Below are 21,982 nucleotides of genomic sequence, written 5' to 3'. Positions count from 1 at the left end.
GACCACCCAATGTGGAGGGCTGTGCCGCCGTGGGCTTCGATCTCTGGATACCTCTCGCCTCCGGTGCTCTCGGCATCCGGGGGGCCTTGGCCGGCGCCGGGCTAACTCAGCGGGCGACCAGGAATCGCGAAGACCGTCGTTGGGAACGCGAGCGCGAGCTGGATCAGGTCCGGCATGAACGCGAGCGCCTTGCTCGGCAGCGGGATCGTCGGGCCGCTTTGTACGTGGACCTAGCCGAGTATACGCAGAGCGAACAGTCCACCCTGTTGTCGTAGGTCGCGGAATATGCGCGGAATGACTTTGAGGGCGTTTGCCCAGGTCGGGCGGGGTGCCTGGAGCAAGATTCGGAACGGCGGCCATCATACGGGTCAGGCCACCCTGGTCAGCGCCTCGCCGATCCCTTCCGTTTTCCCGTTACGGGGCGTCCAGTCTGGCACCCAGGCCCGGCCCGTCCAACCGGGAATGCCCCGCATCGGCGGGGCCACGGAGTGGGGTGAGATACTGGAAGGGATCGGCGACTAGCGATTTGGAGTTGACATAAACCCCTTTTTGAGGTTCTACCCAGAGCGCGTCATTGCACCACCCGTCAAGCCTTCCGAGGCGCTGGCCTGGATGGTCATCGCACGCCACAGCAAGCCGCGTTGGCTCAAGAACGCTGACCTCAACACGGGCCATGCGGTCCACGACTTCGACATCATGCGAGGGCCCACCCCGATGGCGGCGGTGGAGGTTACCGAGGACCGCGACGAGGCTGCAGCCGGTTGGCACGCGAAGCGCATCGAATACCTGGATGTAACGCCGTGTAGGCTGGGCTGGGAAATCAGCATTAACCGATACCCGGACCGGCCGAGGTCGTGGGCGAAGAAGGTACTAGCTCCGTTCCTCTTGGGGTTGGAGGAGGCACACGCGGCTGGCGTAACGATCTATCCCGACTCACCGTTTCAGACCACAATCCCCGCCGGCATCAGTGACCTCGGCTTCGTCGCGGCGTTGCCCGACCCGCCCGGTTCGCCGCCTCTAGTGCCAGGAACCGTCCGGCTGCGGGTCGGATGGGTGGGCAGTTCACACCCCAACAAGCTGGCAGATTGGGTCGAAGGCTTCGTTGCCTCTGGCCGTTGTGAGGGTGAGCGGCGCAAGTTGGCGCGATCCGGTCGCAACGAACGGCACCTGGCGGTTGTCGTCCCGTTCATGCCAGCTTCCTCGCTTGAGGTCCATGGTTGTCTGATGACTGTAGCCAACTATGGGCCACCAGCACGCCACCCTGTCTTGCCGACAGAGATTACTCACCTATGGTTGATCTCGGACTACCCGAATACACCCTCACTGCGCTACACGTCGCACGGTTGGACAGTTCTTGCTCCGGTGCAGCCCGTTTCATAGCTTGAGTTTCCCCCGCTTTGATAGAGCGGTGGTTACCTGCTCCCGGCTGGTGGAGGGATGGCGATAGGTGGCTCGGTTGGTTCCGTCTGGCGGCTGTGCCAGGTGGTCTCGTACTCGTCGGGACTGAGGGTAGCCCAGCTCGCGTTGGATGCGGCGGATGTTGTACCAGCCGTCGATGTAGGCGAAGATCGCGTTCTCGGCCTCGTCACGGATGCGCCACGAGGTGCGGTAGACGAGTTCGATCTTCAACGTTGACCAGAAGTTCTCCATCAGCGCGTTGTCGTACGAGTCGCCGACGGAGCCCATCGAGGGCAGGATCCCGTTGTCCTGCAAGCTTTCGGAGAAGCGGAACTACGTGTAGTTCGATCCCCTGTCCGAGTGGCGGATCAACTGGCCGTCGCGGACATCGCGGGACCAGATGCCGTATTCGAGGGCGGCGAGGATCAGGTCGGTGGTCTTCCACCCAACGATCCGGCGGGAGAACACATCGATCTACCCCCGACCAGCGAGACCACGCATCACAGTGGACCAAAGCTGACCTTTCAAGATCTGCAGCTCGCCGCGGGTGATCTTCATCAGGGTTTGCCAGGTAGCCTGCAGGTGGCACCCGCCGCTAGGCTCTACCCCGATTCACGAGCAGTGGGTAAGGGGACTGGCATGGGCAATTCGGCGTGGGGCAACGGCTACCATCAGGGCTTGACTGATGGGCTCGCCCAGGGCTTGGCCGAAGGCAAGAAAGGCCGAGCGATAGTTGCCGGCGCGTCGATCGTTGGGGGCCTCGTCGTCGCGGGAGCCGCCTTCGGGTACCGGGAGTTCAAGGCGAGGAGCTTCGCCAAACGCGTGCAGGAGCTCTCCGTCGAGGACTCGGACCCTGTCGCCGGGGAAGGCGTCGGCGACGAGCACGAAGCAAGCGAAGGCATCACCAGCAAATAGGGTGGTCGGCCCCGTTCGGTTATGCATCGCAAGACCTCCTGATACCCACGCCAGAACTGCCACAACCGCCAAAACCCCTGAGTTGCGCCGGTTTTGGCGGTTGTGGCAGTTCTGGCAGGAGCGTTCAGGCTGACCGTGGGGCGTTTGACAGGGCGTGGACTGGCGCGTCTTGCCGGTGCACGTCGGGATGAACGAGGTACGTCGGGGAGGATGGTCGTCCGCCGGAACGGGGACGCTCGGGAGTATCAATCTGGCGCAGGTAGCCGTGAGCTTCGAGGGCGGCAAGCGGGCCGTCGAAGTCGCCAGCGGTGGGCAACTGGGCTGACTTGAGGGCGCGGAAGGCGTCTCGCTTGGTAAAGCTGGTCGAGCCGGTGCGCTCGATCCAGGCCAGGATGTGCCTGGCGTTGCGGCTGGCCTTGTCTGCGCCCATGTCGTTGAACGCGGCCAGGGCGTGGGCGGCGAAGTACTCGCCGAGTAGGGCGGCGCGTTCGACGGTTTCGGCGGTGACGGGTTTGCCCCAGCCGTCGCGCAGGTGTTCGGCGAGGTGGATCAGCCCGGCGAGGCGAACGACGGCACCGGTGTATTTGCTACCCCAGTCCACAACGTGTCCCCACGCGCCGCCGGGGGCAAGGCGTGGCTCAACGGCCCGTTCGATGTCCAGTACCCGTTCGTTGGCTTCCGGGGTGAGCGGCAGCACGGCGGGGTCGGTCCATTCGGCGAGGGTGGCGACCAGGGTGCCGAGGTTGGCGGCGTAGGCGGTGGCGATGGGTTCGGGTACCGGGTCGGCGCCGATCTTTCGGCGGCCGACGGTGTTTTCCGGGAGGCTGAACAGGATTCGGGCCAGCAGTCCTTTGCCTCGGAAGCCGGGCATGTCGGCGATGTCGCGCAGCACGTCGGGTTGTACGGCCAGGCCGAGGGTGAGCGCGGGGTGTTCGACGTGCTCGGGGGCTCGGGAGCGGCGGTTGACGCGCAGCATGTCTCCGGCGTGGCCTTTGAGGAAGACTTCCAGGTTGGGGGTGCCGGAGTAGCGGCCGGCGATGGTGGCGAAGACTCCGCCTTCCGGGGACAGGACGGCGAGGCGTCCGCCCTGCTCGGCGAGCAGGGATGCGGCTTCCTCGCTGGTGACGTCGTCGGCGACCAGTTGCGGCAGAACAGGGACGGTGACGGCGTCGGCGTTCATCGCGGCGGCGGTCGCTTCGGCGAGCAGGGTGTCCCGGCCGGAGGTGTCGGCGTTCGCGGCGGCGATGGCGGCTTTCTCCGCCGTCTTGCCCGCGACGCGGGCGGCGAGTTCGGCTTCCACGATCGCCGGTTTGGTGCGCTCGACAAGGGCTTTCTCAGCGGCGAGTAGCGGCCCGGTCATGGCGGCGAAGACGGCGGACTTACGGGAGCCGGGCGGCAATACGACGACGGTGAACAGGTTTGTCGGCTCGCGCCAGGAACCGCGCACCTCCACTTCGGCGCGGCCCCCGGCGGCGGTCGAGAGAGCGGCCAATGCGATGCAGCCGGCCAGATCGACCGGGGTTTGGGTGAACTCGGCGACGGCGTAGACGTGCTCGGCGACCCACTTGGGCAGCACGTAGGCCGGGAACTCGGGGAGGTGCCGGCGGTCGCCGAGCGGGATCAGCGGGGCCCACTGAGTGCCGGTGGCAGCGTGATCGAGCATCGCGCGGCCGGTGGCGAGGATATCGGCGACGTCCGTACCTTGGTCGGCTTTCTCGGCGAAGTAGACGCCGAGGTCGGCGACCTGGCGGCGGCGGGCGTGGTCGGCGACGATCCGCGCGTAGTGGCCCGCGTTCGCCGTGGTGGGCACGGCGGCAATCAGGGTGTGCAGGTACGGGGCACCGCCGACCTTGGCCAGGTCGCCGGTCGTGGCGAGGCGGGCAGCCAGGGCGATCGGGTCGACTGGTTCGCTGGCGGCGTGCATCGCGCAGAGCGTTTCCCACAACCGGCCGTGCGCGGGCCGGTGAAAGTCGGCCGGGGCGAGCGTAGGGGCGAGGTCGGCGACGACGGACGGGTTGAGTAGCGCGGCGCCGATCACGGCCTGCTCGGCGGCGTGGTCGTGCGCGGGAGGTCGGGTCACGATGACGTGCTCCTGTCGTGAGTCGGGAAGGGCAAGTCAGGCGGCCTTGCGGCCGGGGCGCGGCCGGCGAACTGCGGCGGCGCGGGTCACCAGGTCGCGCAGGTCGGCGAGCAGGGTGCCGAGCTGGCGGCGGGCGGCCGGGTCGACGTCGGCCAGGGCGACTCGTACGCGGATCTCCGCGTGTTCGCGGCCGTCGCTGGCCCGAACGCGGACGAGGACGGCGCGGGCGTGGCCGGGGAGGTCGACCACGATCTCCGCCGAGCGGTGTTCGCCGAGGTTGCAGCGATGGTCGCGCCCGCACCATCCGGTGTGACCGTGCCGGCCGGGGCGGGCGGTCACTGCTGGCCTGCCCGGTACTCGGCGCGGATGTAGTCGAGTAGCCGGCGGCCGGTGCGGACGCGGATGCCTGTGCCGTCGCAGCGGGGGCAGTCGCGTCGGGTGCCGATGGCCGTGCGGTGCGAGCGTCGGCCGTGGCAGCGTCGGCAGCGTCCCCACGGGGACACGGCGCACACGGCGAGATATGACGCTGCGTAGATGAGGGTGGCGAGGCTAGCGAGCAGGGCGATGGGGACCACCAAATGCCTCCACAGGCCGGTTTTCGGGTGTGCGAGGGTCACGCCGCTAGGAATTAGGGCGCTGGCCAGGGTTGGGGTGTGGTGCTAGCAGGGGTGCTAGGTCTAGCGGGGGGTGCCGCTAGACCTAGCGACCACATGCCGTCCGGGTTAGGCGGCTTTGTCTCCCCGCCGCTTGTTACGCTCCGCAACCGCATTCGTGATGTCGGCCCGGTCGATGCCGCGCCGGTTCGCACCCTTGCCCGTGGTCGGGTCGGTGCCCCACACCTGTCCGGTGGTGATCCCGTACGGCTTGAGCGCTGCAACGAGTTGGTCGCGGGTCAGGTCGGCGTACGCGTCAGGGTTCAGCTCGGCCAGGCGCTCGGTCAGCGTCTCCGCCCATACCTTCGGCTCCGTGGCCGGGAGCACGGTGAGGATGTCGTCGAGCAGGGTGTCCCGGCGGGCGGCCGGGGTCGGTGCGGCCTGCCCGATGGCGTGGCCGGTCAGGGTGCCGGCGGCTTCCCGCAGGGCGCGCGCCCGGTCGATGACCTTCTCTGCGGTGGGCCCGTCGACGTAGAAGGTCCGCACGATCTGCGCGTCGTCGGCAGCACCGACGAGGTAGCCGACGCCCTTGTCCTTCTTCGCGAACATGGTCGCCCGGATGCCGTTCTTGTACGCCGACGTGCCGAGGATCATGTCGTTTTCGATCTGACCCATGACGCGCAGGCAGAACCGGGTACCGGCGTTTGCGCTGACCCCGGTGGGCAGGCTCTTGGCGTCGGGCCGCTGGGTGGCCACGACGAGGATCACGCCTAGGGCGCGACCGAGCTTGATGATCTTCTCCGCCAGCTCGCCGGCTTCCTTGCCGAACTCCGGGTGGGAGAACAGTTCCTGTACTTCGTCCAGGGCGACGACGAGCCAGTGAAGGCCCAGCTTCTTGCGGCGGGCGAGTTCGGGGGTGACCTTGTTGTCCGGGCACACCGCCTTGGGGAGGCCCTTGATGACGGCGGCGCGGCGCTGGCACTCCTTGCGCAACTCCCGCAGTGCGAGCAGCCCTTCCTCGGCGGTGTCGTCGTCCTGCCCCGACGCGTACCGCGCCGACACCTTCTCCAACGGGTCCAAGCCGCCGGTGCCCTTGAAGTCGAAGCACCACAGTTCCGCGTACGGGTCGAGAGCGGCGGCGAGCATGGGCACTTGGGTGGCGGCAGTCTTGCCGTAGCCGGGGATCGACCCGATGAGCAGGTTGGTGTACGGGAGTTCGAAGGAGATGATCCGGCCGCGCGGGTCGGTGCCGAACGGCACCGGACGCCCCAGGTCGAACCCGCCCATGGTCTTGAGCAGCGGCCACGGCTTCGGCGGAGTGGCGGCCATGTCCTGATCTCCCACCCACAGCAGCAGCCGGCCGGGGTGCACCTCCGGCTGTCCCTCCGGCCACACGCAGCCGAGAGGGCGGGTGAGGCCGGCGGCGAGCCGGTCACGCCGCTCGATCACGTCCCCTGCCGTCACGCCGGGCGGTAGGTCGATGTCGGCCCGCCATCCCGGGCCGTCGCGGGTGATCGGCGCGGTAAACGCGATGGCGCGGGTGCCTTGCTTGGCGATGGCTTGGGTGATGCCGGCGATGCCGAGCACGGCCAGGGCGCGCACCACCACGTCCGAGGTGAGCCGGGCGACGCGGGGGATGACCACGGCGGTGTCGAGCAACGGCTTGTCGGCCGGCTGACCGAGCATCCCGCACAGCGTCACGAGCAGGGCGAGGACGGCCCATCGTGCCCAGGGTGGGGCCAGGGCCACGGCGACGCCCCCGGCCAGGGTCACCGCGAGGGTGAAGACGGTGACGATGCCGCGCCACCGCACCCGCCGGTCACGCTGCTTCGACAGCTTCAGGTAGAGGTCTCCGTCGCGGGTCTGGGACGTCGACTGACGCAGCGTCTCGCCTTCCCAATCGAACAACCACCGCGTCGCCCCGGACACGAGCCGGATCGCGCCGACGGGGGCGCGGAGGGCGAGTTTGCCGGCGTACTTCGGCAGGCGCAGCGAGTGGTAGGCGCTGGTGTGTAGGAGGTGCCCCACCGCCCACCGCATCACGTCGGCCAGCTCGGCACGGGAGCGCAGCCAGGCGGGCAGGATCGGGCGGCGCTGCCCGGCGCGCGCGCCGTCGAGGGTGAACCGCGGTGACCGTTGCGCGGCCGGCGAGTCGACCAGCGCCGTCCCGCCGTCGTCGGTGTCGGGGTCGGTGGTGCGGGCGGCGCGGGCGGCGTCGAGGTCGACCACGTCGGCATCCGGGCTGTTCGGGTCGGTCAGATCGTGCTCTGCTGCCTGCCAGTCGAAGCGGTTGTCGTCGTTGGGGGACGTCATGATGGGGGTTCCTCCAAGCTCGGGGATGTTCCTCGGGAGGTAGGGGCCGGCAGCGCGGCGCGGGTTGGTAGCCGGTTGGCCGCGCTGCCGGGCGGGGTTAGCGGGAGCGGCCTGATCCGCCGCAGGTGGGGCAGGTCTTCATCGCGGTGCAGTCGGTGTAGGCGACCTTGCGGCCGTTCTTGTCGATGACGTCGTTGCAGCCCTGGGTGTAGTGCGCCACCCGGCCGGTGCCCTTGCAGGGCAGGCAGCGCGTGATCGCGTCGAACGCCTTGTTGATCAGGTTCTTGGCCATGGTCAGTAGTCCTCTCAGGGAAGTCAGGCGGCGCAGAACAGGGCGGCGATGAACAGCCACCCGATGTGCCAGGACTGGTCGAGGGCGTAGGCCCCGGTGCCAAGGGACGGGTTGTCGTCGCGGCCGGGCCGGGGAGCACCCAGGGCGTAGAAGCGGGCTGACCCGAGAGCGGCGGCGATGCGCTTGAGCGGGGTGCGCCGATCGGCGATGTAGTGCGTGACCGCCGAGACGGTCAACCCGACCACCACGCCCCACGGGTCCGGCCGCAGCCCGGTGCCGGCGACCAGGAACACCAGGGCCAGGCCGGCGGTGAGGGTGTAGGTGGCGACGTGGGTGGCGCAGGCGATCCGGCCTGCCCATCCGGGCTGGCCTTTGCAGTCGGCCTGGTGCTGGGTCTGGACCCAGTGGTCGGCGACCTGGTGGGCGACGTAGAGGGCGACGAACACGGCGGCGAACGCGGCGGCGCGGGTGCCGGTGGGGTCTGCGAACATGGGTGTCTCTCCTGAGATTCCGTGAGGGTCGAGGGGTGAGGGCCGGCGGCGCGGCGCAGGTTTCCAGGCCGTGAGGCCGCGCCGCCGGGCATAGCTAGTCGTGGGTGCGGACGAGGTGCGCGAGGGCGGCGCCCATGCCGAGCACGGCGACCGGGAGGCAGGCGACGGCGGTGGTGATCCACCACGGGGCCGAGGTGATGCCGGCGGCGACGAGCAGGTGGTAGGCGACCTGGCCGAGCGCGCCGACGAGCAGCGAGGCGATGGCCGACCACTTGGCGAACCGGCGGGCCAGGTCCGGCACGCGGCCGGACAGCCAGACGTAGAGGGCGTACGCGCCGTAGGTCTCCACGCCGATCGGCAGGGTGATGGCCGAGTTGATGGAGAAGCTGTCCCAGATTCCCGGCAGCGGGTGGACCTGGCCGAACCCGGTGAGTCCGCCGAGTCCGACCCATCCGGACCAGATCGCCACGAACGCGGGCAGGGCCAGCAGCACCACCGGCCACGCCACGGCCCGCGCGTTGTCCGTCGAGTCGGTCGGGATCGCCTCGGTGGTGATGTTGGTGCCCAGGTCTACGACGGGTGCTGCCTGCTCCGACACGTCCGGCGGGGTGTCGTCGGTGATCGGCGGCAGGTCCGGCAGCGGGTTCGGGTCGGCGAGCGGGTCTGGGGTGGTGTCGGCCGGGTCGGTGGCGGGCTCAGTGAGCGGCGGGGTGTCGGTGTGGGTGAGGGTGGCGAGGATCGCGTCTGCCTTCGGGCCACCCACCCGCAGTTCCTTCTTGAGGCGGTTGCGCGATGGGATCTCGCCGAGGTGGTCGGCCAGGTCGCGGGCGGCGGGGATCAGGTCTTCGACCGGCCGGGGGAAGGCCGAGAGCGTGGGGGCGGTCATGACAGGTTCCCCTTCGATTCGTCAGTGCCGTAGATGAGCGAGAACAGGGCTTGTTGCAGGGCCAGCAGGTCCGGGCCGCACCCGTCGTACGGCTCGGTCATCGACGGGTAGCCGTGCGCGGCGAGGACCTGGGCCACGTCCAGCGCCAGACCGAACGTGAAGCGGGAGTCCCCGGCGGGGCGGGGGATCGGGAATCGACGGCTCACGGTGGCCACCGCCTACGCGGCCCGGACGGCGGCCGAGCGAACGGCGAGCAGGTCACGCGCTTCCCGCAGCACCCGACGCTGCGCCCGACGAAGCCGCTGCCAGTCCAACTCGGTCGGACCGGCGTCGCCGGTCAGCACGATGATCTGCGCGTCCAGCAACAGAACCTCAGCTTCGATCAGCGGCAACTCCTGCTCGATCTGGGCGAGGTCGGCCCCGCTCGGCTCGATCTCGGGGGAGTGGTTCGGCTCAGTCACTTCGTATCCCTTCTGACTGATCCGGCGCTCTAGATGTGCGCCTCTGTTGCGCAACAAGGTAGCGATACGCGGCTCTGTTGCGCAAGGGGGTAGCGGTATGTTGGTCCGATGAGTGATGCGCGAGATGAGCTGTCAGCAGCTACGAAGCGGTATCGGCGTACCGAAGCGGCTCATGAGGCCGCACGTGAGGCGGTGGTGGCGGCGGTGGTCGCGGCGCTCCGGGGCGGTGTCGGCCCGACTGAGGTCGAGCGGCTGTCGCCGTTCAGCGGTGCCTACGTCCGGAAGCTCGCTCGGGAGCACAGCGTCCCGCCTGCTCCGCCGGGGCCAAAGCGGGTTGCTTCCTAGCGGTCATCCAGCGGGTCGTAGCGCGTAGTTGCTGGCGTCCACCAGGCCGTACGCCAGTGCAGACGCCTCCATGTCGTCGATGGCGCGCGCCGGGATCACGAAGCGGCCACGGACCTTGATGGCGGGGAACTGGCCGGCGTGGATCGCCCGGTAGAGGGTCACCTCCGACATGCAGAGGATCGCTGCGGTGTCGGCGACCGACCGGAACCGAGGACGATCGTTCTTGGCGGCGAGGGGTTCAGCCACGGGATTCTCCTCAGTAGTCTGTGGTTGGCGTTTCGTTCGGCTTGCTGAGACCCAGTGAAGTCGAAAAAGGGCGCGGCGCCCATGCAAACCCAGTGCAAGGCGCGGCAATCCAATGCAACCGCAAGGTCGGGAGACGACGGTGGCGACCGTAGACCGGTGGACAGGAAACCTTGCCTGCTCGCTGCAAGCTGCCGCCGGAATGACGAACGAGGTATTCGCGGGATGGCTCGGGATCGCGACAAGGACAGTCGCGTATTGGCATAGTCGACCTGAAACGGTCCCTGGGAACGCCAATCAGGATCTGCTAGATACCGCCTTGGGTCGGGTCTCGGATTCGGTTCGCTCCCGCTTCTTCGAGATCCTTAGCAGGGTGCAGCCCGAGGGAATTGCTGGTAGTCGAGGCATCGTTGTTGATGCTGTGAGCGCTGCTGCCGACTTGATCGCCAATGATCCCTTGCTGACAAGCCTTGCCCTGCCGCACGACTCCATCGAGTCCTTGCAGGAAGACGTGACACTGCTCGCCCGGTCGGGAGGCATGGCGGCCTTCGACATGTTCAGCGGCGCCCGCCGGCTGAGGGACGAGGCAAGAGCCTTGGTGGAGCGCACCCGCCGGCCGGGTGAGCTGGCCGATCTTTACGTGGTCATCGGCCAAAGCGCTTCCCTGATGGCCTCCACTGCCTTCGACCTTGGGCACTGGAACGACTCGGCTGCACTGGCCAGGGCGTCGACGCAGTACGCCGACTTGGCGGGACACGCATCGTTGAAGGCGTGGACGTACGGCCTGCAAATGACCCTCGCCAACTGGCGCAATGAGCCTGATTCGGCTCTGAGCTACTTCGCTCGGGCTATGCGAGCGGCGCCGGATGGAGAGCCGAGACTGAGGCTTCGCTATATCGCTTCCCGCTCTCATGCTCTGCTCGCCGATTCGGCCTCGGTCGCTGCTGTCTTGGAAGCAGCCCAGCGCGACAGAGAGTCGGCCGCGGAGCGACCCGATGAACTCGCCACCTCTACCGGTGGGGAGTTCGCCTTCGGAGAAGCGCGGGCAGCAGCATGCGCTGCGGCGGCATGGCTTGACCTGCGCAACGGCGAGCAGGCCGCGAGGTACGCCCGGGAGGCATTGCAGGTGTACGAAGCGTTGCCGTCGCCCAGGCGGCCGTACTCGCAGATCAACGGCACGCAGATCGACGTGGCCGCTGCTCACCTCCACATGCGAGACAAGGATGGTGCGGCCGAAGCGCTGCGTACCGTCTTGGAGCTGCCGCCGGAGAAACGCAACGTCTCGCTGACCGGCCGGCTGTCGCGGATCGAGCGCCTGCTGAGCGAGTCACCGTGGAGCAGTGACGTCGACGCGCGCCAGCTCGCCGAGCGCATCTCGGTCTGGCTGTCGGAAACCTCAGCTCGCCCGCTCGCCTGACTGCCGCCAGGCGGCCAACACCTGCGCTTCCCTCTCCCGGCTGATGCCGATCTCGGCGGCTCGGTCGTGGTTGCTGGCCTCGCCGCTTTCCACCATCCACCGCCAGGTGTCGCGGACGGTCAGGGAGAGCGGCCGACAGCGAAGGCCGGCAGCCTGTGCCCTAGCCGTCTCGACGCGCCACACGCCGTCGAACGTGCGCCAGAGGGGCAGCTCAGACCACTGCCGGACGCCATGGCTGAGCAACACCTCATCGGGCACCCAGTCGAAGGAGGCATCAGCCCGGGTCGCGTGGGCGCAGTCCGCCAGCAGCCCACCGAAGGTGGCGCCGTCGACCGGGGCGCAGACGTTGAACGCGCCGGAGGTGCCTTCGGTGATGGTGTGGAGTGCGAACGTGGCCAGGTCGCGTACGTCGACCGGTTGGATGGTGCGGTCGGGGGAGCCGGGGGCCAGGACGTCCCCGCCGGCGGCCACGCGGTGCAGCCACCAGGGGAGGCGGCCGACGTACTCACGCGGGCCGAGCACGACACCGGGGCGAAGGATTGTCGTCCGGTCTGCTCCGAACGCGGCGACTGCTGCTGCCTCGCAGCCGGATTTCTGGTAGCCGTACCGGGTCGGGCCGTCTTCGGTGTCGGTGCCGTAGTCGGGGCCAGCGTCCGGCGGGCAGTAGAGCACCTCGGAGTGTTCGCTGAGCGGCTTCAGCGGCCAGTCTCGGTAGACGCTGACCGTGGACATGAAGACGTAGCGACCGGCGACGGGAGCGAGCGCGCGAGCCACTTCCAGGGTGTTCGTCGGCACATACCCCGAGGTGTCGACCACCGCATCCCAGGAGCCGCTTTCGGCAAGGGCTTGTACGTCTCGCGGCGAGGTCCGATCACCCTTAACGACTTTGACCGCCTCCGAGAAGGGCTCCGAGCTGCCACGGTTGAAGGTAGTTACCTCCCAGCCGGCCTCCATGGCAGCGGTGACGATCGCATGGCCAACGAACCAGGTTCCCCCGAGTACCAACAAACGCATCGCTCCATCATGCCGCGTCTCAGTGGGCAGCCCGTCGGGGGGCAAACAGCACTCAGCATGCGCGCACAGTGCCTACCACCGGCGAAGCATGCGCTGTCGGGTGCAGGGTGCTTAGTCTAGTTGGGACAGTGACAGCGTAAGGTCTAGAATCGCCTTGGAGCGACGCCGTTCACGGTTGGCCTTAACGAACTCTGCAATAAGGTCGAATGCGGGTGCGACAGTCGCGCCAATTAATCCTGATATGAGGTCGCCCCCCGCGAGGGCGCCGGAAGCCGCCCCCGTGCCAGCGAGGACGACTTGCTTCGTCCCTGAACGGAACGAACGCAGTGCCCTCGATCGCGCTATGGTTCTCTCTAAATCGGCCTTGATGGGAGCGAGTTCCTCCGCGAGGATCTCGGATGCTTCGTGCCTCCAATAACTCTCAGTCTCGGGGATCTCGGCGATGTCCTTCAAAGCGTTGCTTAGTGCGTTTCGCCATCTCGCGAAATCTTCCTCGTTTTTGCGGATCTCGATCAGCCCAGGTAGGCTCGCTGCGAATTCTGGCAAGCCTACCGCGAGCAGGTTTTGTAGACGCACCTTGCGTCGGTCTGGCGCTGCCCTGCCGTACGCGTGGCCTAGGGCCAACCGAAGAACCATGTCCTCCGCGTTGCTGCGTGTGACAGTATGAAATTGCCCAGGCCATCTAGCTAGAAAATTCAGGCTCGTGCCCACCGAGATTTGAAAGTGTGCCACAGCTGCTTGCGGGTTCGACGCGGCACCTATGCATTGGACGGCTTTGAAAAGTTCCTTCCTTGCTTCCAGCGAAGCGCTCTTATCGTCAATCTCTCGGAACCATCGGCCGACCGTGGTCGGAAGGCGTGCGATGCTGTCGATTCGAACAAATTGCACGATTCCCAGATCTGCCAGTGGTTTTACCTGAAGTAGAGCTTCGAGTATGTCACCAAACCGCTGAATATCGCCGGCTGTGTCGAATAAATAGAGGGGGTCCTCTAAAAGAACTTCGTGGCAGTAGAGTAGTGATGACAGGCTCTGTTGCAAGTAGTCTTCAAGAGTGTCTTGGTAGTAATGGTCAAAGAAAATGGCAGGCCGCAGGCTCCCTGAAACAAGCGCGGGCAGCTTGTCGAAGCGCTCCTCGTGGATATCCATAATGAATGAGTAGTGATGCTCCTTGGGGGCTTTGCGAATTCTACTGATGAGGTCTGTGCTGATTGGTTCTCCCCACCAGCGTTCTACGGCAGAGTAAGGGCTGAACGGCTTCATGTAGTCGTCGACGAACTCGAACGGACTCGATGAATCCGACTCGCTGCCTTGCATATGTCCTCCGTCGGATCTACACGCCGTTGCTGTGCCTCAGGAAAACCCCGAACCTCAAGCGTAAGCAGCTAGCGCAAGGCCGGCCTAGAAGGTGAGAGTCGGAGAGCGCCTCAAATGGGATTCGGGCGTACCGAGAGACGGCCAGCGACAGTCGATTCGCTCTCGCGACTATCCAATACGTCGTCTGCAACGGTCGCGCGGTGACCTCGGACGACACTTACCAGCCCCTCTTTGGTCAGCAGGGAGACGGCGCGGTGAGCGGTACCGACCGAGACGCCATGTGCCGCAGCCAGCTCAGTAACCGTGGGGAGTTGGTCGCCGGGCGGCAGTCGACCGGCAGCGATTTGCTCGCGCAGCTCGGCGGCGATCCTCTGGTACGGACTACTCGCCACGGTGCGCTGCGTCGGCGCGACCGGGCGCGGCGGCATCCGTGCGGCCAGCGTCCCTGCCGCGCGCTGGTCTGACTCCGACAGCCAGGCGGCGTAGACCCTGAGCGTGGTTGTTCCGCCGCCGCCATGACCAAGCCGGCCGGCGACGGTACGCACGTCGACACCCGCATTGATCAGCTCGGTCGCCGAAAAGTGGCGCAACGCGTGAATGTGACTGTCGATGCCGAGCCGGGTGGCGAGCCGCCCGTATCGCTGGGTAATGGTGTCGGGCCGGTAGCCACGGCTGTTGTCCGGCTCGGGGGAGAAGACGTAATCGGCGGCATCGGCCTCCACGTCGAGCTGCGCCAGGCGGTCGAGGTAGCGGCCGTGCAGCTCGCGCAGCACTTCGATCGTCTCCGGGTCGAGCGCCACCCGCCGCTGCTGGTGCGTCTTGGTGTCCTTCTCCCGCAGCGCGCCGTCTGCGTCCAGGTAGGAACTGTGCCGGAGCGTCAGCACGCCGGCGGCCAGGTCGAGATGGTGCCAGCGCAGCGCGCACAGTTCGCCGCGTCGGGCGCCGGTGGTCATGGCGAGCCAGACCAGCGCGCCCCAGTCAGGGTCGAGCCACGCCTCGTTGATGATGCGCGCGGCGTCAGCCGGGTTCGGCGGCTGCGGGTCGGGGTGCGGCGGCGCGGGCGGCTCGGCCTGCCCGGCGGGGTTGACGGCGATCCAGCGCCACCGAACGGCGCGGCTGAGTGCGCCACTCAGGATCCAGTGGATCTGCCGCACCGACGACGCACTGAGCGGCTTGCAGACGTGTGGCCGGCACTTCGCAGTGCAGGTGTGCTCCCCGTCGACCCGATGGCGCACGTACGCCTTGCCGCCGCACCAGTCGCGGCAGCGGCGCAGGCTCGCGTAGAACGACTCCAACGTCTCGGCATCGAGCCTGCCGACCGGCAGCTTGCCGAGCACCGGCCGGATGTGCTTGTTGAGCTTGTTCTCGTACCCCATGCGGGTGGTCGGCTCGATCTCAGCGACTTCAAGCCACCGGTCAAGGAGCTGGTTCAAGGTGGCGCGGGTGCGCGGGCTGCGCTTCTCGTCGACCTGGTTGAGGAAGCGGGTCCGTACCTTCTCCGCCTCTCGCTCGGCGGTCCGGCCGGCCGGGACTGTTTCGGTGAGGTAGTGCCGCTTGCCGGTGAGCGGGTCGACGCCCGCGTAGACCCTCACGCGGAGTGACCCGCTGGGGAGCTTCATGATCTCGCCACGTTGCCGCTTGACGCCTGCCACGGGGCCGACAGTAGCTCGATGGCTCCACGAATAGCTCCACGGGAGCCATCCGGTCGAGAGAAGTACCTGTGCGCCCGGCAGGATTCGAACCTGCGGCCTTGGGATTAGAAGTCCCCTGCTCTATCCGCTGAGCTACGGGCGCGCGTCGTGGGTGTCGCGCCAAGAGGGTACCGCCGCACCTGCCGGGGCGGGTGCGACGGGGCTGGCCGTCGGCGCCCGCCCAGCGTCGCATGATCCGCCCGCGCAGGGCACCCCAGTTTGGCCCGGTCAGCTCGGCGCGGTCGTCTCCACGACCTGCCCGGCCGAGCCCGGTCGTTGCTCGGCCGGGCCCGCCCCCTGCTCGGCGGGCTCACGGCTGGCGGGCACCGAGGGGGTTGGGCCGGCTCCGAGGAACGCCTCCGCCCACCGGCCCACATCGGCGAAGACCTTCTCGCGTACGGCGGGGCCGGAGAGGGTCAGGTCGTGCATGCCGCCGTCGAAGCGGGCCAGGGTCACGTGCCGGCCGAGGCGGGGCGCCCAGCGGACCATGTGCTCCACGTCCAGGACGGCGTCGGCGAGCGCCGCCGAGTCGTGCCACTTCGTGCCCTGGAAGCTGCGGGTGGAGCAGGCCAGCAGCACCGGCACCTGGATGTCGAGGCCGGCGCGGAGCTGCCGCTGGCCGGCGCGGATCGCAGCCAGCCAGCCGGCCCGGACCGGGAACCCGGCGAGCGGCTTCCACGCCAGGTCGTACGTCCACTCGCCGCGTCGCTCGGTGTGCAGGCTCTCGCCGTACACGTTGCGGATGCCGGTGGGGAGGATGCGGTGCGGCGCCCGGCGGGCCAGGCGGGAGACGGCGGCCGCGAGGGGTCTGCGCACCAGCCAGGGGGCGTTGATGTCGAAGAAGGGGCTGTTGAGGACGAGCCCGTCGACGATGCCGGAGTCGCGGCGGGCGTGCGCCCAGAGCGAGATGATCAGGCCGCCGGTGGAGTGGCCCATGGTGAGCAGGGTGTGGTGGCCGTCGTCGTCACGGATGATCTTCGCGGCGGCGTCCAGCTCGGGGAAGTAGTCGCCGAGGTCGCGGCAGAAGTTCGGGGTCTGGTGCGACAGCAGGCTGCGACCGTACTTGCGCAGGTCGAGGGCGTAGAAGTCCCAGCCCCGCTCGGCGTAGAAGTCGGCCACGTGGGTCTGGAAGAAGTAGTCGACGTAGCCGTGCACGTACAGCACGGCCCGGCCGGTGGGGCGGTCGGCCCGTCGGCGGACCAGGGTCGCGACGACCGGTCCCTCGTCGTCGGTGCCCAGGTCGATCGTCTGCCGCTCGTACGGCGGCCCCAGCACATCCGGTTCCACGACCGCGACGGTACGCCGGGAACCTACCCGGCGGTAGCCCAGAAGCGGGAGGATGGGGCGTATCCCACCCTCCCGCCGGTCCTGCTCAGGTCCTGATCAGGCCGTCTCGGCGTCGACCCGGGGCGCGTCGGCGTCGAGGTCCACCTCGTCCGGGATCGCCCCAACGTGGCCGGTGTCGCGCAGGTGCTTGTTGTGCCGGGGCTCCTGCTTGGTCTTGGAATCGTTGAGTCGGCGGCGCAGGTCGTCCCGCACGTCGTTGAGCGCGGCGTGCAGGTCCTCCTCCGACGAGGTGGTGACGATCTTCTGTCGGCCGGCGATCCAGCACTCCAGGGTGACCTTCTGCCCCCGGGCCTCCCGGTCCTTCACCGACACCTCCAGCTCGGTGGCGTCGGCGTGGAAGCCGGCCAGCCGGGCGTCGAGGGTGGCGAACTGCGTGGCGATCCAGTTCCGGTCGCCCTGGGAGAACCCGGCACCGACGCGCAGGCACTCACCCACGGTCGCGGGGTTCGCCACGGCGCTCATCGACGGGCCTCGCCCTCGGTGCGGACGGAACCGGTCGTACGGAGTCGGCAGAAAGTCATCTTCCTAGCCCTTCTGATCGGACGACATGCCGCCTGTTGTGGACGGGCGTGCCGTCGGTGGTGCTCGCTTGATCACTGCTGTACCCAGTCATGGTCCGTCCGGAAACGCCCCCGTCACGGTCTCCGTCGAAGGCGTGGCCGGTGCGGGCCAGTTGCGCAGCAGGGCGTCGAGCGCGTCCAGGACCCGTGACCAGGTCTCCTGGGTGTCGGGGGCGCTGTGGTTGAACCCTCCCCCCATCTCCAGGCTGACGTACCCGTGGAAGACGCTGCCCAGCAGCCGGACCGCGTGTGTCTGGTCCGGCTCCGTCAGGTGGTAGCCGCGCAGGATCGCCCGGGTCATCTGGGCGTGCCGGCCGCCGGCGCTGGCCGCCGCCGTTTCCGCGTCGAGCCGGAGTTGGGCTGCGGCGTAGCGGCCGGGATGCTCCCGGGCGTAGTCGCGGTAGACGTTCGCCAGCGCGGTCAGGGCGTCCTTGCCAGCCCGCCCAGCCAGGGCGTCGGCGGCCCGGGTGGCGAGTTCCTCCAGAGCGAGCAGGGCGATCCGGGTCTTCAGGTCCTGGGAGTTCCTCAGGTGCGAGTAGAGGCTCGCGACCCGGACGTCGAAGCGTCGGGCGAGCGCCGAGACGGTCACCTGGTCGAAGCCGACCTCGTCCGCCAGCTCCGCCCCCGCCCGGGTCAGGCGTTCCGTGGTCAGTCCTGCCCGCGCCATACCCCTCGTCCTCCCGGTAGCCGGGACCCAACGTACATTTGCCTAATGCTTTTAGGCAAATTAGCGTGTCTTATATGAAGTCCCTGACCGAGCAAGAGATCCGCAGCGCGTTCGTGAACTGCACCAAGGGCCAGACCAAGCGCCTGCACGTCCCGCGTGACCTGGCCGACCGCCCCTGGGGCGACCTGGACTACCTCGGCTGGCGGGACCCGCAGGCCCCCGACCGTGGCTACCTCGTCGCCGAGCTGGACGGCCACCCGAGGGCCCTCGCGCTGCGCTGCTCCGGCCCCGGCCCCGGCCCCGGGCGGTCGCGGCGCGGCATGTGCTCCATGTGCCTGACCAGCCACAGCGGCGGCGTCCCACTGATGGTTGCGCCGAAGGCGGGCAAGGCCGGGCAGCAGGGCAACACGGTGGGCACCTACATCTGTGGCGACCTCGCCTGCTCGCTGTACGTGCGGGGCAAGAGGGACGCGGGCGCCGGTGGGCGGCTCCAGGAGTCGCTCACGGTGGAGGAGAAGATCGAGCGGACCGTGGCGAACATCGCCGCCTTCGTCGCCAAGGTGACCTCCTGACCCCGGGGCCCTAGCACGCCCGGGCCTTGATCAGGTTGTTGTCCACAGGACCCTCCGTTGTCCACAGGTCGGGGTGCCGGCGGTGGCGAGGGAGCGTCGGGGCGGCCAGGCTCGGCGGCGAGTCGACTCACCACCGCAAGCCCGGATCTCCCTGGAGGGGCGATGTTCGACACGTACGTCACACTCGTGGGAAATTGCAAAGACCTATTACGTCTACCAGTGGAAATGCACCGTGACGCGCTCGGATTCGGGCTGTCGCCACCGGTCAGTCGCCCGCACTTCCACGCGGTCAACCACCGTGCGTAGTGCTCGTCCGCGCTCCGCATTCGTCATCTCCGGCCACAGCCCGAGAATCGTGTCCACCATCGCCGCTGCCTCCTCAGCGCCCGGCACGTCCCCGACGGGGGCCATCCGCGACAGCTCAACGGTGGCAGAGGCCTCCGTGCGACGTAGCTCGCCGAGCGCCTCCTGGTACACGTCGTCAGGGAGCTGGTCCAGCGCGTTGCGGGTGGCGAGCTTGACCATGGCCGCACGGGTGGCTGCGATGTCTTTCTCCAGCCGTGCCCGGTCGGCGCGGCCGGCGGCAACCCGGGCGATCCGGGCCACCCGGACGCCTGCGTCGGTACGCAGCTGCGCCGCGTACGCCGCAACCTGCCGCAGGGCCTCGTCCTCGACCCGGTCGATGAAGGGACGTCCGACGCCCGAACAGTCGCCGCCCTTGGTGTCGCCCCGGCCGTGGCCGCAGACGAGCCGCTCGCCCTGCTTCTGGAGCTTGTGACCACGCGGGCACTCCACCAGTCCGACGAGCGCCCAGGAGTGGGCTAGCGCCCGCGGCGGGGTACCAGCCTCAACCTCCAGCCGTGCCTGGACCTTCTGCCAGGTGTCCTCGTCGACCAGGGGCTCGTGCTCGCCGGGCAGGATCTCGTCAACGGTGACGACCTGGCCGAGGTAAGAGGGGTTGCGGAGCATCTTCTTCACATTGCCGTTAACCATCGCGGTGCCCCGCAGCCCAGCGAGATAGGCGGTGATCTGGCCGATATGTTCCCCGGCTGCGTACCGGCGGAAGGCCTCGGTGATGGCCGGTCCTACCACGGGGTCCGGGATCAGTCGCTTGTCGCGCTTGATGTAGCCAAGCGGCCGGCCGTGGTGCTTGCCGGCCTCAGCCCGCCGCGCGATGGCCCCCGCCCAGCTGCGGCCGATCTCCCGAGCGCGGTACTGCGCCACGTTGAGCAAATTGATCAGCATCATCTCGCCGGCCGGGCTGGAGGTGTCGATCTGCTCGCAGGCGGAGATGATGCGGACGCCGGCCTGGGACAGCTCGCGCAGGACGAGTAGCGACTCGAGGACGTCGCGGCCGAAGCGCGACACGTCGTACACGGCCAGGGCGTCGAGCTGGCCGGAGCGGGCCATCGCGCGGACCCGGTCGATGCCCTCACGGGAGAAGTGGGTGCCGCTGACGTCGATGTCCTCGATGACGGCGACCTCGGTCATGCCGGTGGTGGCGCGTCGCATGGCCGAGGTCTGTACGTCCGGTGAGTGAAAGTCGTCGCCGCCGCGGCCCATCAGGGAGCTGACCCGGACGTAGAGGACCGCGCGGGTGGGGCGGTCAGGGACGGTGGCGAGACGGCGACGCGGTGGCATCAGCTGGCGGCGCGGCCTTCCCCGCGCTCCGCCTGGTCGGCCAGATCGGCGAGGTATTTCAGGGTGGCGCGGATGGTCGCTCGCTCGGCCTCGCTCGCGTCTGGTGAGGCCAGCCGGCGCAGGATGATCCGCACGTCCGCATCGAGGGCGTCACCATGCTTGGCGCCACCAGCGGCGGCGAGAGCATGCGCCTCGTCGTCGCCGAGGGCCTTGGCGATGGCCTTGACGCTGGCGACGGTCACCCCGTCGCCCTTGATCCACCCGAAGATCGTGGACTTGTTGATGCCGGCCTCTCTGGCGAGCCGCGCGACGCTCCACCCGGGTCGGCGGGTCATCCGTCTGAGGTAGCCAGCCCAGTCTTCAGCTGGCGGGGAAGCGTCGCCCATAGGCGCACGGTATGCGCTCAGCCAGCGGCATCGGTAACTTGGTGGTCGTTGCTCTTTGGCGACGGTCGCGATCACCTTCCGCCGTCGTCGGATCCAATCCGCTTCCTGTGCGTTCACGCGCTGCGGCATGGCTTTCCGCCCTCCTCCGAGTGTTGCCTGACGGCAACGATAGGACATCGGGGAGGTTGAGGGGTACCCATCCGTTCGGCTGATCTCGGCGGGTTTTCGCGTCGGATGTTGCGTTGCCTAAAGCCAACGGTCTACGGTCGTGACCATGCAAGCGACGGGAAAGAAGGATGCAGCGTTGCCTGTGGGCAACGGCATACGACTGCGGGTCGAGGTGTACGACGCCCTGGCCGAGAAGCGGGGGCTGACCTCGGTTACGGGGCAGGCCGAGAGGCACGGCATCGGCCGCACGCACATGTCCCTGATCCGGGCGGGACGTAAGGGCGTGAGCCTGCCGCTGGCGATGCGGATGGCGAGCGACCTCGGGACGACCGTCGAGGCGCTGTTCGGACGGGTGGCGGCATGACGCACCCGCCGTCGGGGCCCTCGCAGCCCCCGCGCCCGTCCGGGCCGAAGCTCCCGCAGACCTACACCCACCCGCTGGTGACGCCGCTGGACCCGGACAGCCCCGAGGGGCTGGCCGCCGCCGAGGCGCTCAGCGAGGTCCTCGCCGACATCTGGGTCGCCATCCTGCGGCGCCGCGCCGCGAAGCAGCTGGCGGCGTGACCCCGATCCCTCGCCCCACCCCGACCGAAAGGACTCGCGTCCGCATGAACACCTCGCCGCACGTACCCGCCCCGGTCCAGCCGGGCCGACCGGGCCAGTCGGGGCCGAACGCCCCGAAGCCGACGCCGCGCAGCTGCACCGCATGAACCCGCTCCGCCTCAGGGCCTTCATCGCCCAGGTCGACACGACGGCCGGCCCGGACGGCTGCTGGCCGTGGCGCGGCCACACCGACGACGACGGCTACGGCCGGTTCGGCAAGGCGTCCGAGGGCGCGCACCGGGCCGCCTACGAGCTGATGGTCCGGCCGATCCCCGAGGGCCTGCACGTCGACCACCTCTGCCACAACCGCGACGAGACCTGCGCCGGCGGCACCACCTGCCGGCACCGGCTGTGCGTCAACCCGACGCACCTGGAGGCGGTGACGCAGCGGGAGAACGTGCTGCGCAGCCCGCACACGATGCCGCACCACAACGCGACGAAGACGCACTGCCCGCAGGGCCACGAGTACACGGCGGAGAACACGTACAGCCGGCGGACCGCGAAGGGCTACGCCCGGCGCGAGTGCAAGGCCTGCCGTCGCGCCCGGGTCGCTGCCGCCGCCTGACACAAGCGAGTCCCCACCGC

Annotated in this window: 26 protein-coding genes and 1 tRNA gene; 7 read left to right on the top strand and 20 right to left on the bottom strand. The window is 68.5% G+C overall.

What is annotated here, in order from left to right; genetic code table 11:
• Positions 1-549: 549 nt before the first annotated feature.
• The gene (locus tag GVV04_RS05075) at positions 550-1,380 is read left to right on the top strand and encodes a hypothetical protein (protein WP_161684985.1); all 831 of its coding nucleotides are present in this window, start codon (positions 550-552) and stop codon (positions 1,378-1,380) included.
• Here the strand turns inward: GVV04_RS05075 and GVV04_RS05070 are convergent.
• The gene (locus GVV04_RS05070) at positions 1,375-1,713 is read right to left on the bottom strand and encodes an IS3 family transposase (protein WP_268926236.1); all 339 of its coding nucleotides are present in this window, start codon (positions 1,711-1,713) and stop codon (positions 1,375-1,377) included. The genes GVV04_RS05075 and GVV04_RS05070 overlap by 6 nt on opposite strands.
• A 45-nt stretch (positions 1,714-1,758) precedes the next feature.
• On the opposite strand from GVV04_RS05070, the gene GVV04_RS05065 reads away from it, so the two are divergent.
• Positions 1,759-2,313: a hypothetical protein gene (locus GVV04_RS05065; RefSeq protein ID WP_161684981.1), complete on the top strand. Its 555-nt coding sequence runs from the start codon at positions 1,759-1,761 to the stop codon at positions 2,311-2,313.
• 124 nt (positions 2,314-2,437) lie between these two features.
• On the opposite strand, the gene GVV04_RS05060 is transcribed toward GVV04_RS05065, so the two are convergent.
• The 10 genes from GVV04_RS05060 to GVV04_RS33865 all read right to left on the bottom strand — a co-directional run bounded on the left by GVV04_RS05060 (position 2,438) and on the right by GVV04_RS33865 (position 10,020).
• A complete protein-coding gene (locus tag GVV04_RS05060; RefSeq protein ID WP_161684979.1) occupies positions 2,438-4,393 on the bottom strand; it encodes a DUF3987 domain-containing protein in 1,956 nt (651 codons plus the stop codon).
• Between the two features lie 36 nt (positions 4,394-4,429).
• Positions 4,430-4,732 (bottom strand): hypothetical protein, encoded by a 303-nt coding sequence (locus tag GVV04_RS05055; protein ID WP_161684977.1) that lies wholly within the window; start codon positions 4,730-4,732, stop codon positions 4,430-4,432.
• On the bottom strand, positions 4,729-4,968 hold the full coding sequence (locus GVV04_RS05050; protein WP_161684975.1) for a hypothetical protein: 240 nt from the start codon (positions 4,966-4,968) through the stop codon (positions 4,729-4,731). The genes GVV04_RS05055 and GVV04_RS05050 overlap by 4 nt, the downstream gene beginning before the upstream one ends.
• A gap of 147 nt (positions 4,969-5,115) precedes the next feature.
• Positions 5,116-7,299, bottom strand: a complete 2,184-nt coding sequence (locus GVV04_RS05045) for a cell division protein FtsK (protein WP_161684973.1) — start codon at positions 7,297-7,299, stop codon at positions 5,116-5,118.
• A gap of 97 nt (positions 7,300-7,396) precedes the next feature.
• Entirely contained in the window at positions 7,397-7,591 is a 195-nt protein-coding gene (locus GVV04_RS05040; protein WP_161684971.1) for a hypothetical protein, read from the bottom strand.
• A gap of 23 nt (positions 7,592-7,614) precedes the next feature.
• Positions 7,615-8,082 carry a DUF3307 domain-containing protein gene (locus GVV04_RS05035; RefSeq protein WP_161684969.1) on the bottom strand — a complete coding sequence of 156 codons (468 nt, stop codon included), beginning with the start codon at positions 8,080-8,082 and terminating at the stop codon, positions 7,615-7,617.
• A 94-nt stretch (positions 8,083-8,176) separates the two neighbouring features.
• The gene (locus GVV04_RS05030) at positions 8,177-8,968 is read right to left on the bottom strand and encodes an ABC transporter permease (protein ID WP_161684967.1); all 792 of its coding nucleotides are present in this window, start codon (positions 8,966-8,968) and stop codon (positions 8,177-8,179) included.
• Positions 8,965-9,174, bottom strand: coding sequence for a hypothetical protein (locus tag GVV04_RS05025; RefSeq protein ID WP_161684965.1), 210 nt, complete (start codon positions 9,172-9,174; stop codon positions 8,965-8,967). Before GVV04_RS05025 ends, GVV04_RS05030 begins: the two co-directional genes overlap by 4 nt.
• 12 nt (positions 9,175-9,186) lie before the next feature.
• Positions 9,187-9,429 (bottom strand): DUF6284 family protein, encoded by a 243-nt coding sequence (locus GVV04_RS33870; protein WP_161684963.1) that lies wholly within the window; start codon positions 9,427-9,429, stop codon positions 9,187-9,189.
• Positions 9,430-9,777: 348 nt separating this feature from the next.
• Entirely contained in the window at positions 9,778-10,020 is a 243-nt protein-coding gene (locus tag GVV04_RS33865; protein WP_161684961.1) for a helix-turn-helix transcriptional regulator, read from the bottom strand.
• Between the two features lie 139 nt (positions 10,021-10,159).
• Between GVV04_RS33865 and GVV04_RS05010 the strand changes: the two genes are divergently transcribed.
• Complete coding sequence (locus tag GVV04_RS05010) at positions 10,160-11,434, top strand: hypothetical protein (RefSeq protein WP_235965717.1); 1,275 nt, start codon at positions 10,160-10,162, stop codon at positions 11,432-11,434.
• Here the strand turns inward: GVV04_RS05010 and GVV04_RS05005 are convergent.
• From GVV04_RS05005 to GVV04_RS04975, 7 genes are all read right to left on the bottom strand, one after another.
• Complete coding sequence (locus tag GVV04_RS05005) at positions 11,414-12,448, bottom strand: NAD-dependent epimerase/dehydratase family protein (protein WP_161686671.1); 1,035 nt, start codon at positions 12,446-12,448, stop codon at positions 11,414-11,416. The genes GVV04_RS05010 and GVV04_RS05005 overlap by 21 nt on opposite strands.
• A 111-nt stretch (positions 12,449-12,559) precedes the next feature.
• On the bottom strand, positions 12,560-13,762 hold the full coding sequence (locus tag GVV04_RS05000; protein ID WP_161684959.1) for a hypothetical protein: 1,203 nt from the start codon (positions 13,760-13,762) through the stop codon (positions 12,560-12,562).
• Between the two features lie 110 nt (positions 13,763-13,872).
• Complete coding sequence (locus GVV04_RS04995; RefSeq protein WP_161686669.1) at positions 13,873-15,381, bottom strand: tyrosine-type recombinase/integrase; 1,509 nt, start codon at positions 15,379-15,381, stop codon at positions 13,873-13,875.
• Between the two features lie 102 nt (positions 15,382-15,483).
• A tRNA-Arg gene (locus GVV04_RS04990) sits at positions 15,484-15,556 on the bottom strand.
• Positions 15,557-15,681: 125 nt separating this feature from the next.
• Positions 15,682-16,740: an alpha/beta hydrolase gene (locus GVV04_RS04985; RefSeq protein WP_328822215.1), complete on the bottom strand. Its 1,059-nt coding sequence runs from the start codon at positions 16,738-16,740 to the stop codon at positions 15,682-15,684.
• Between the two features lie 96 nt (positions 16,741-16,836).
• Complete coding sequence (locus tag GVV04_RS04980) at positions 16,837-17,262, bottom strand: HPF/RaiA family ribosome-associated protein (protein WP_161684957.1); 426 nt, start codon at positions 17,260-17,262, stop codon at positions 16,837-16,839.
• 147 nt (positions 17,263-17,409) lie between these two features.
• Complete coding sequence (locus GVV04_RS04975) at positions 17,410-18,027, bottom strand: TetR/AcrR family transcriptional regulator (RefSeq protein ID WP_161684955.1); 618 nt, start codon at positions 18,025-18,027, stop codon at positions 17,410-17,412.
• A 74-nt stretch (positions 18,028-18,101) separates the two neighbouring features.
• On the opposite strand from GVV04_RS04975, the gene GVV04_RS04970 reads away from it, so the two are divergent.
• Positions 18,102-18,599 (top strand): FBP domain-containing protein, encoded by a 498-nt coding sequence (locus tag GVV04_RS04970; protein ID WP_161684953.1) that lies wholly within the window; start codon positions 18,102-18,104, stop codon positions 18,597-18,599.
• Positions 18,600-18,812: 213 nt separating this feature from the next.
• Here the strand turns inward: GVV04_RS04970 and GVV04_RS04965 are convergent, their stop codons facing one another.
• Entirely contained in the window at positions 18,813-20,240 is a 1,428-nt protein-coding gene (locus GVV04_RS04965; protein ID WP_268926235.1) for a recombinase family protein, read from the bottom strand.
• Positions 20,240-20,626 (bottom strand): helix-turn-helix domain-containing protein, encoded by a 387-nt coding sequence (locus tag GVV04_RS04960; protein WP_161684949.1) that lies wholly within the window; start codon positions 20,624-20,626, stop codon positions 20,240-20,242. The genes GVV04_RS04965 and GVV04_RS04960 overlap by 1 nt, the downstream gene beginning before the upstream one ends.
• A gap of 274 nt (positions 20,627-20,900) precedes the next feature.
• On the opposite strand from GVV04_RS04960, the gene GVV04_RS04955 reads away from it, so the two are divergent.
• The 3 genes from GVV04_RS04955 to GVV04_RS04945 all read left to right on the top strand — a co-directional run bounded on the left by GVV04_RS04955 (position 20,901) and on the right by GVV04_RS04945 (position 21,962).
• On the top strand, positions 20,901-21,158 hold the full coding sequence (locus GVV04_RS04955; protein ID WP_161684947.1) for a hypothetical protein: 258 nt from the start codon (positions 20,901-20,903) through the stop codon (positions 21,156-21,158).
• On the top strand, positions 21,155-21,358 hold the full coding sequence (locus GVV04_RS04950; protein ID WP_161684945.1) for a hypothetical protein: 204 nt from the start codon (positions 21,155-21,157) through the stop codon (positions 21,356-21,358). The genes GVV04_RS04955 and GVV04_RS04950 overlap by 4 nt, the downstream gene beginning before the upstream one ends.
• Positions 21,359-21,500: 142 nt before the next feature.
• Positions 21,501-21,962, top strand: coding sequence for an HNH endonuclease signature motif containing protein (locus tag GVV04_RS04945; RefSeq protein WP_161684943.1), 462 nt, complete (start codon positions 21,501-21,503; stop codon positions 21,960-21,962).
• Positions 21,963-21,982 lie beyond the last annotated feature (20 nt).

The organism is Micromonospora rubida, assembly GCF_009908295.1.
In the GTDB taxonomy this organism is placed as follows: Bacteria; Actinomycetota; Actinomycetes; order Mycobacteriales; family Micromonosporaceae; genus Micromonospora; species Micromonospora rubida.
This window is presented reverse-complemented; position numbering and strand designations above follow the sequence as displayed.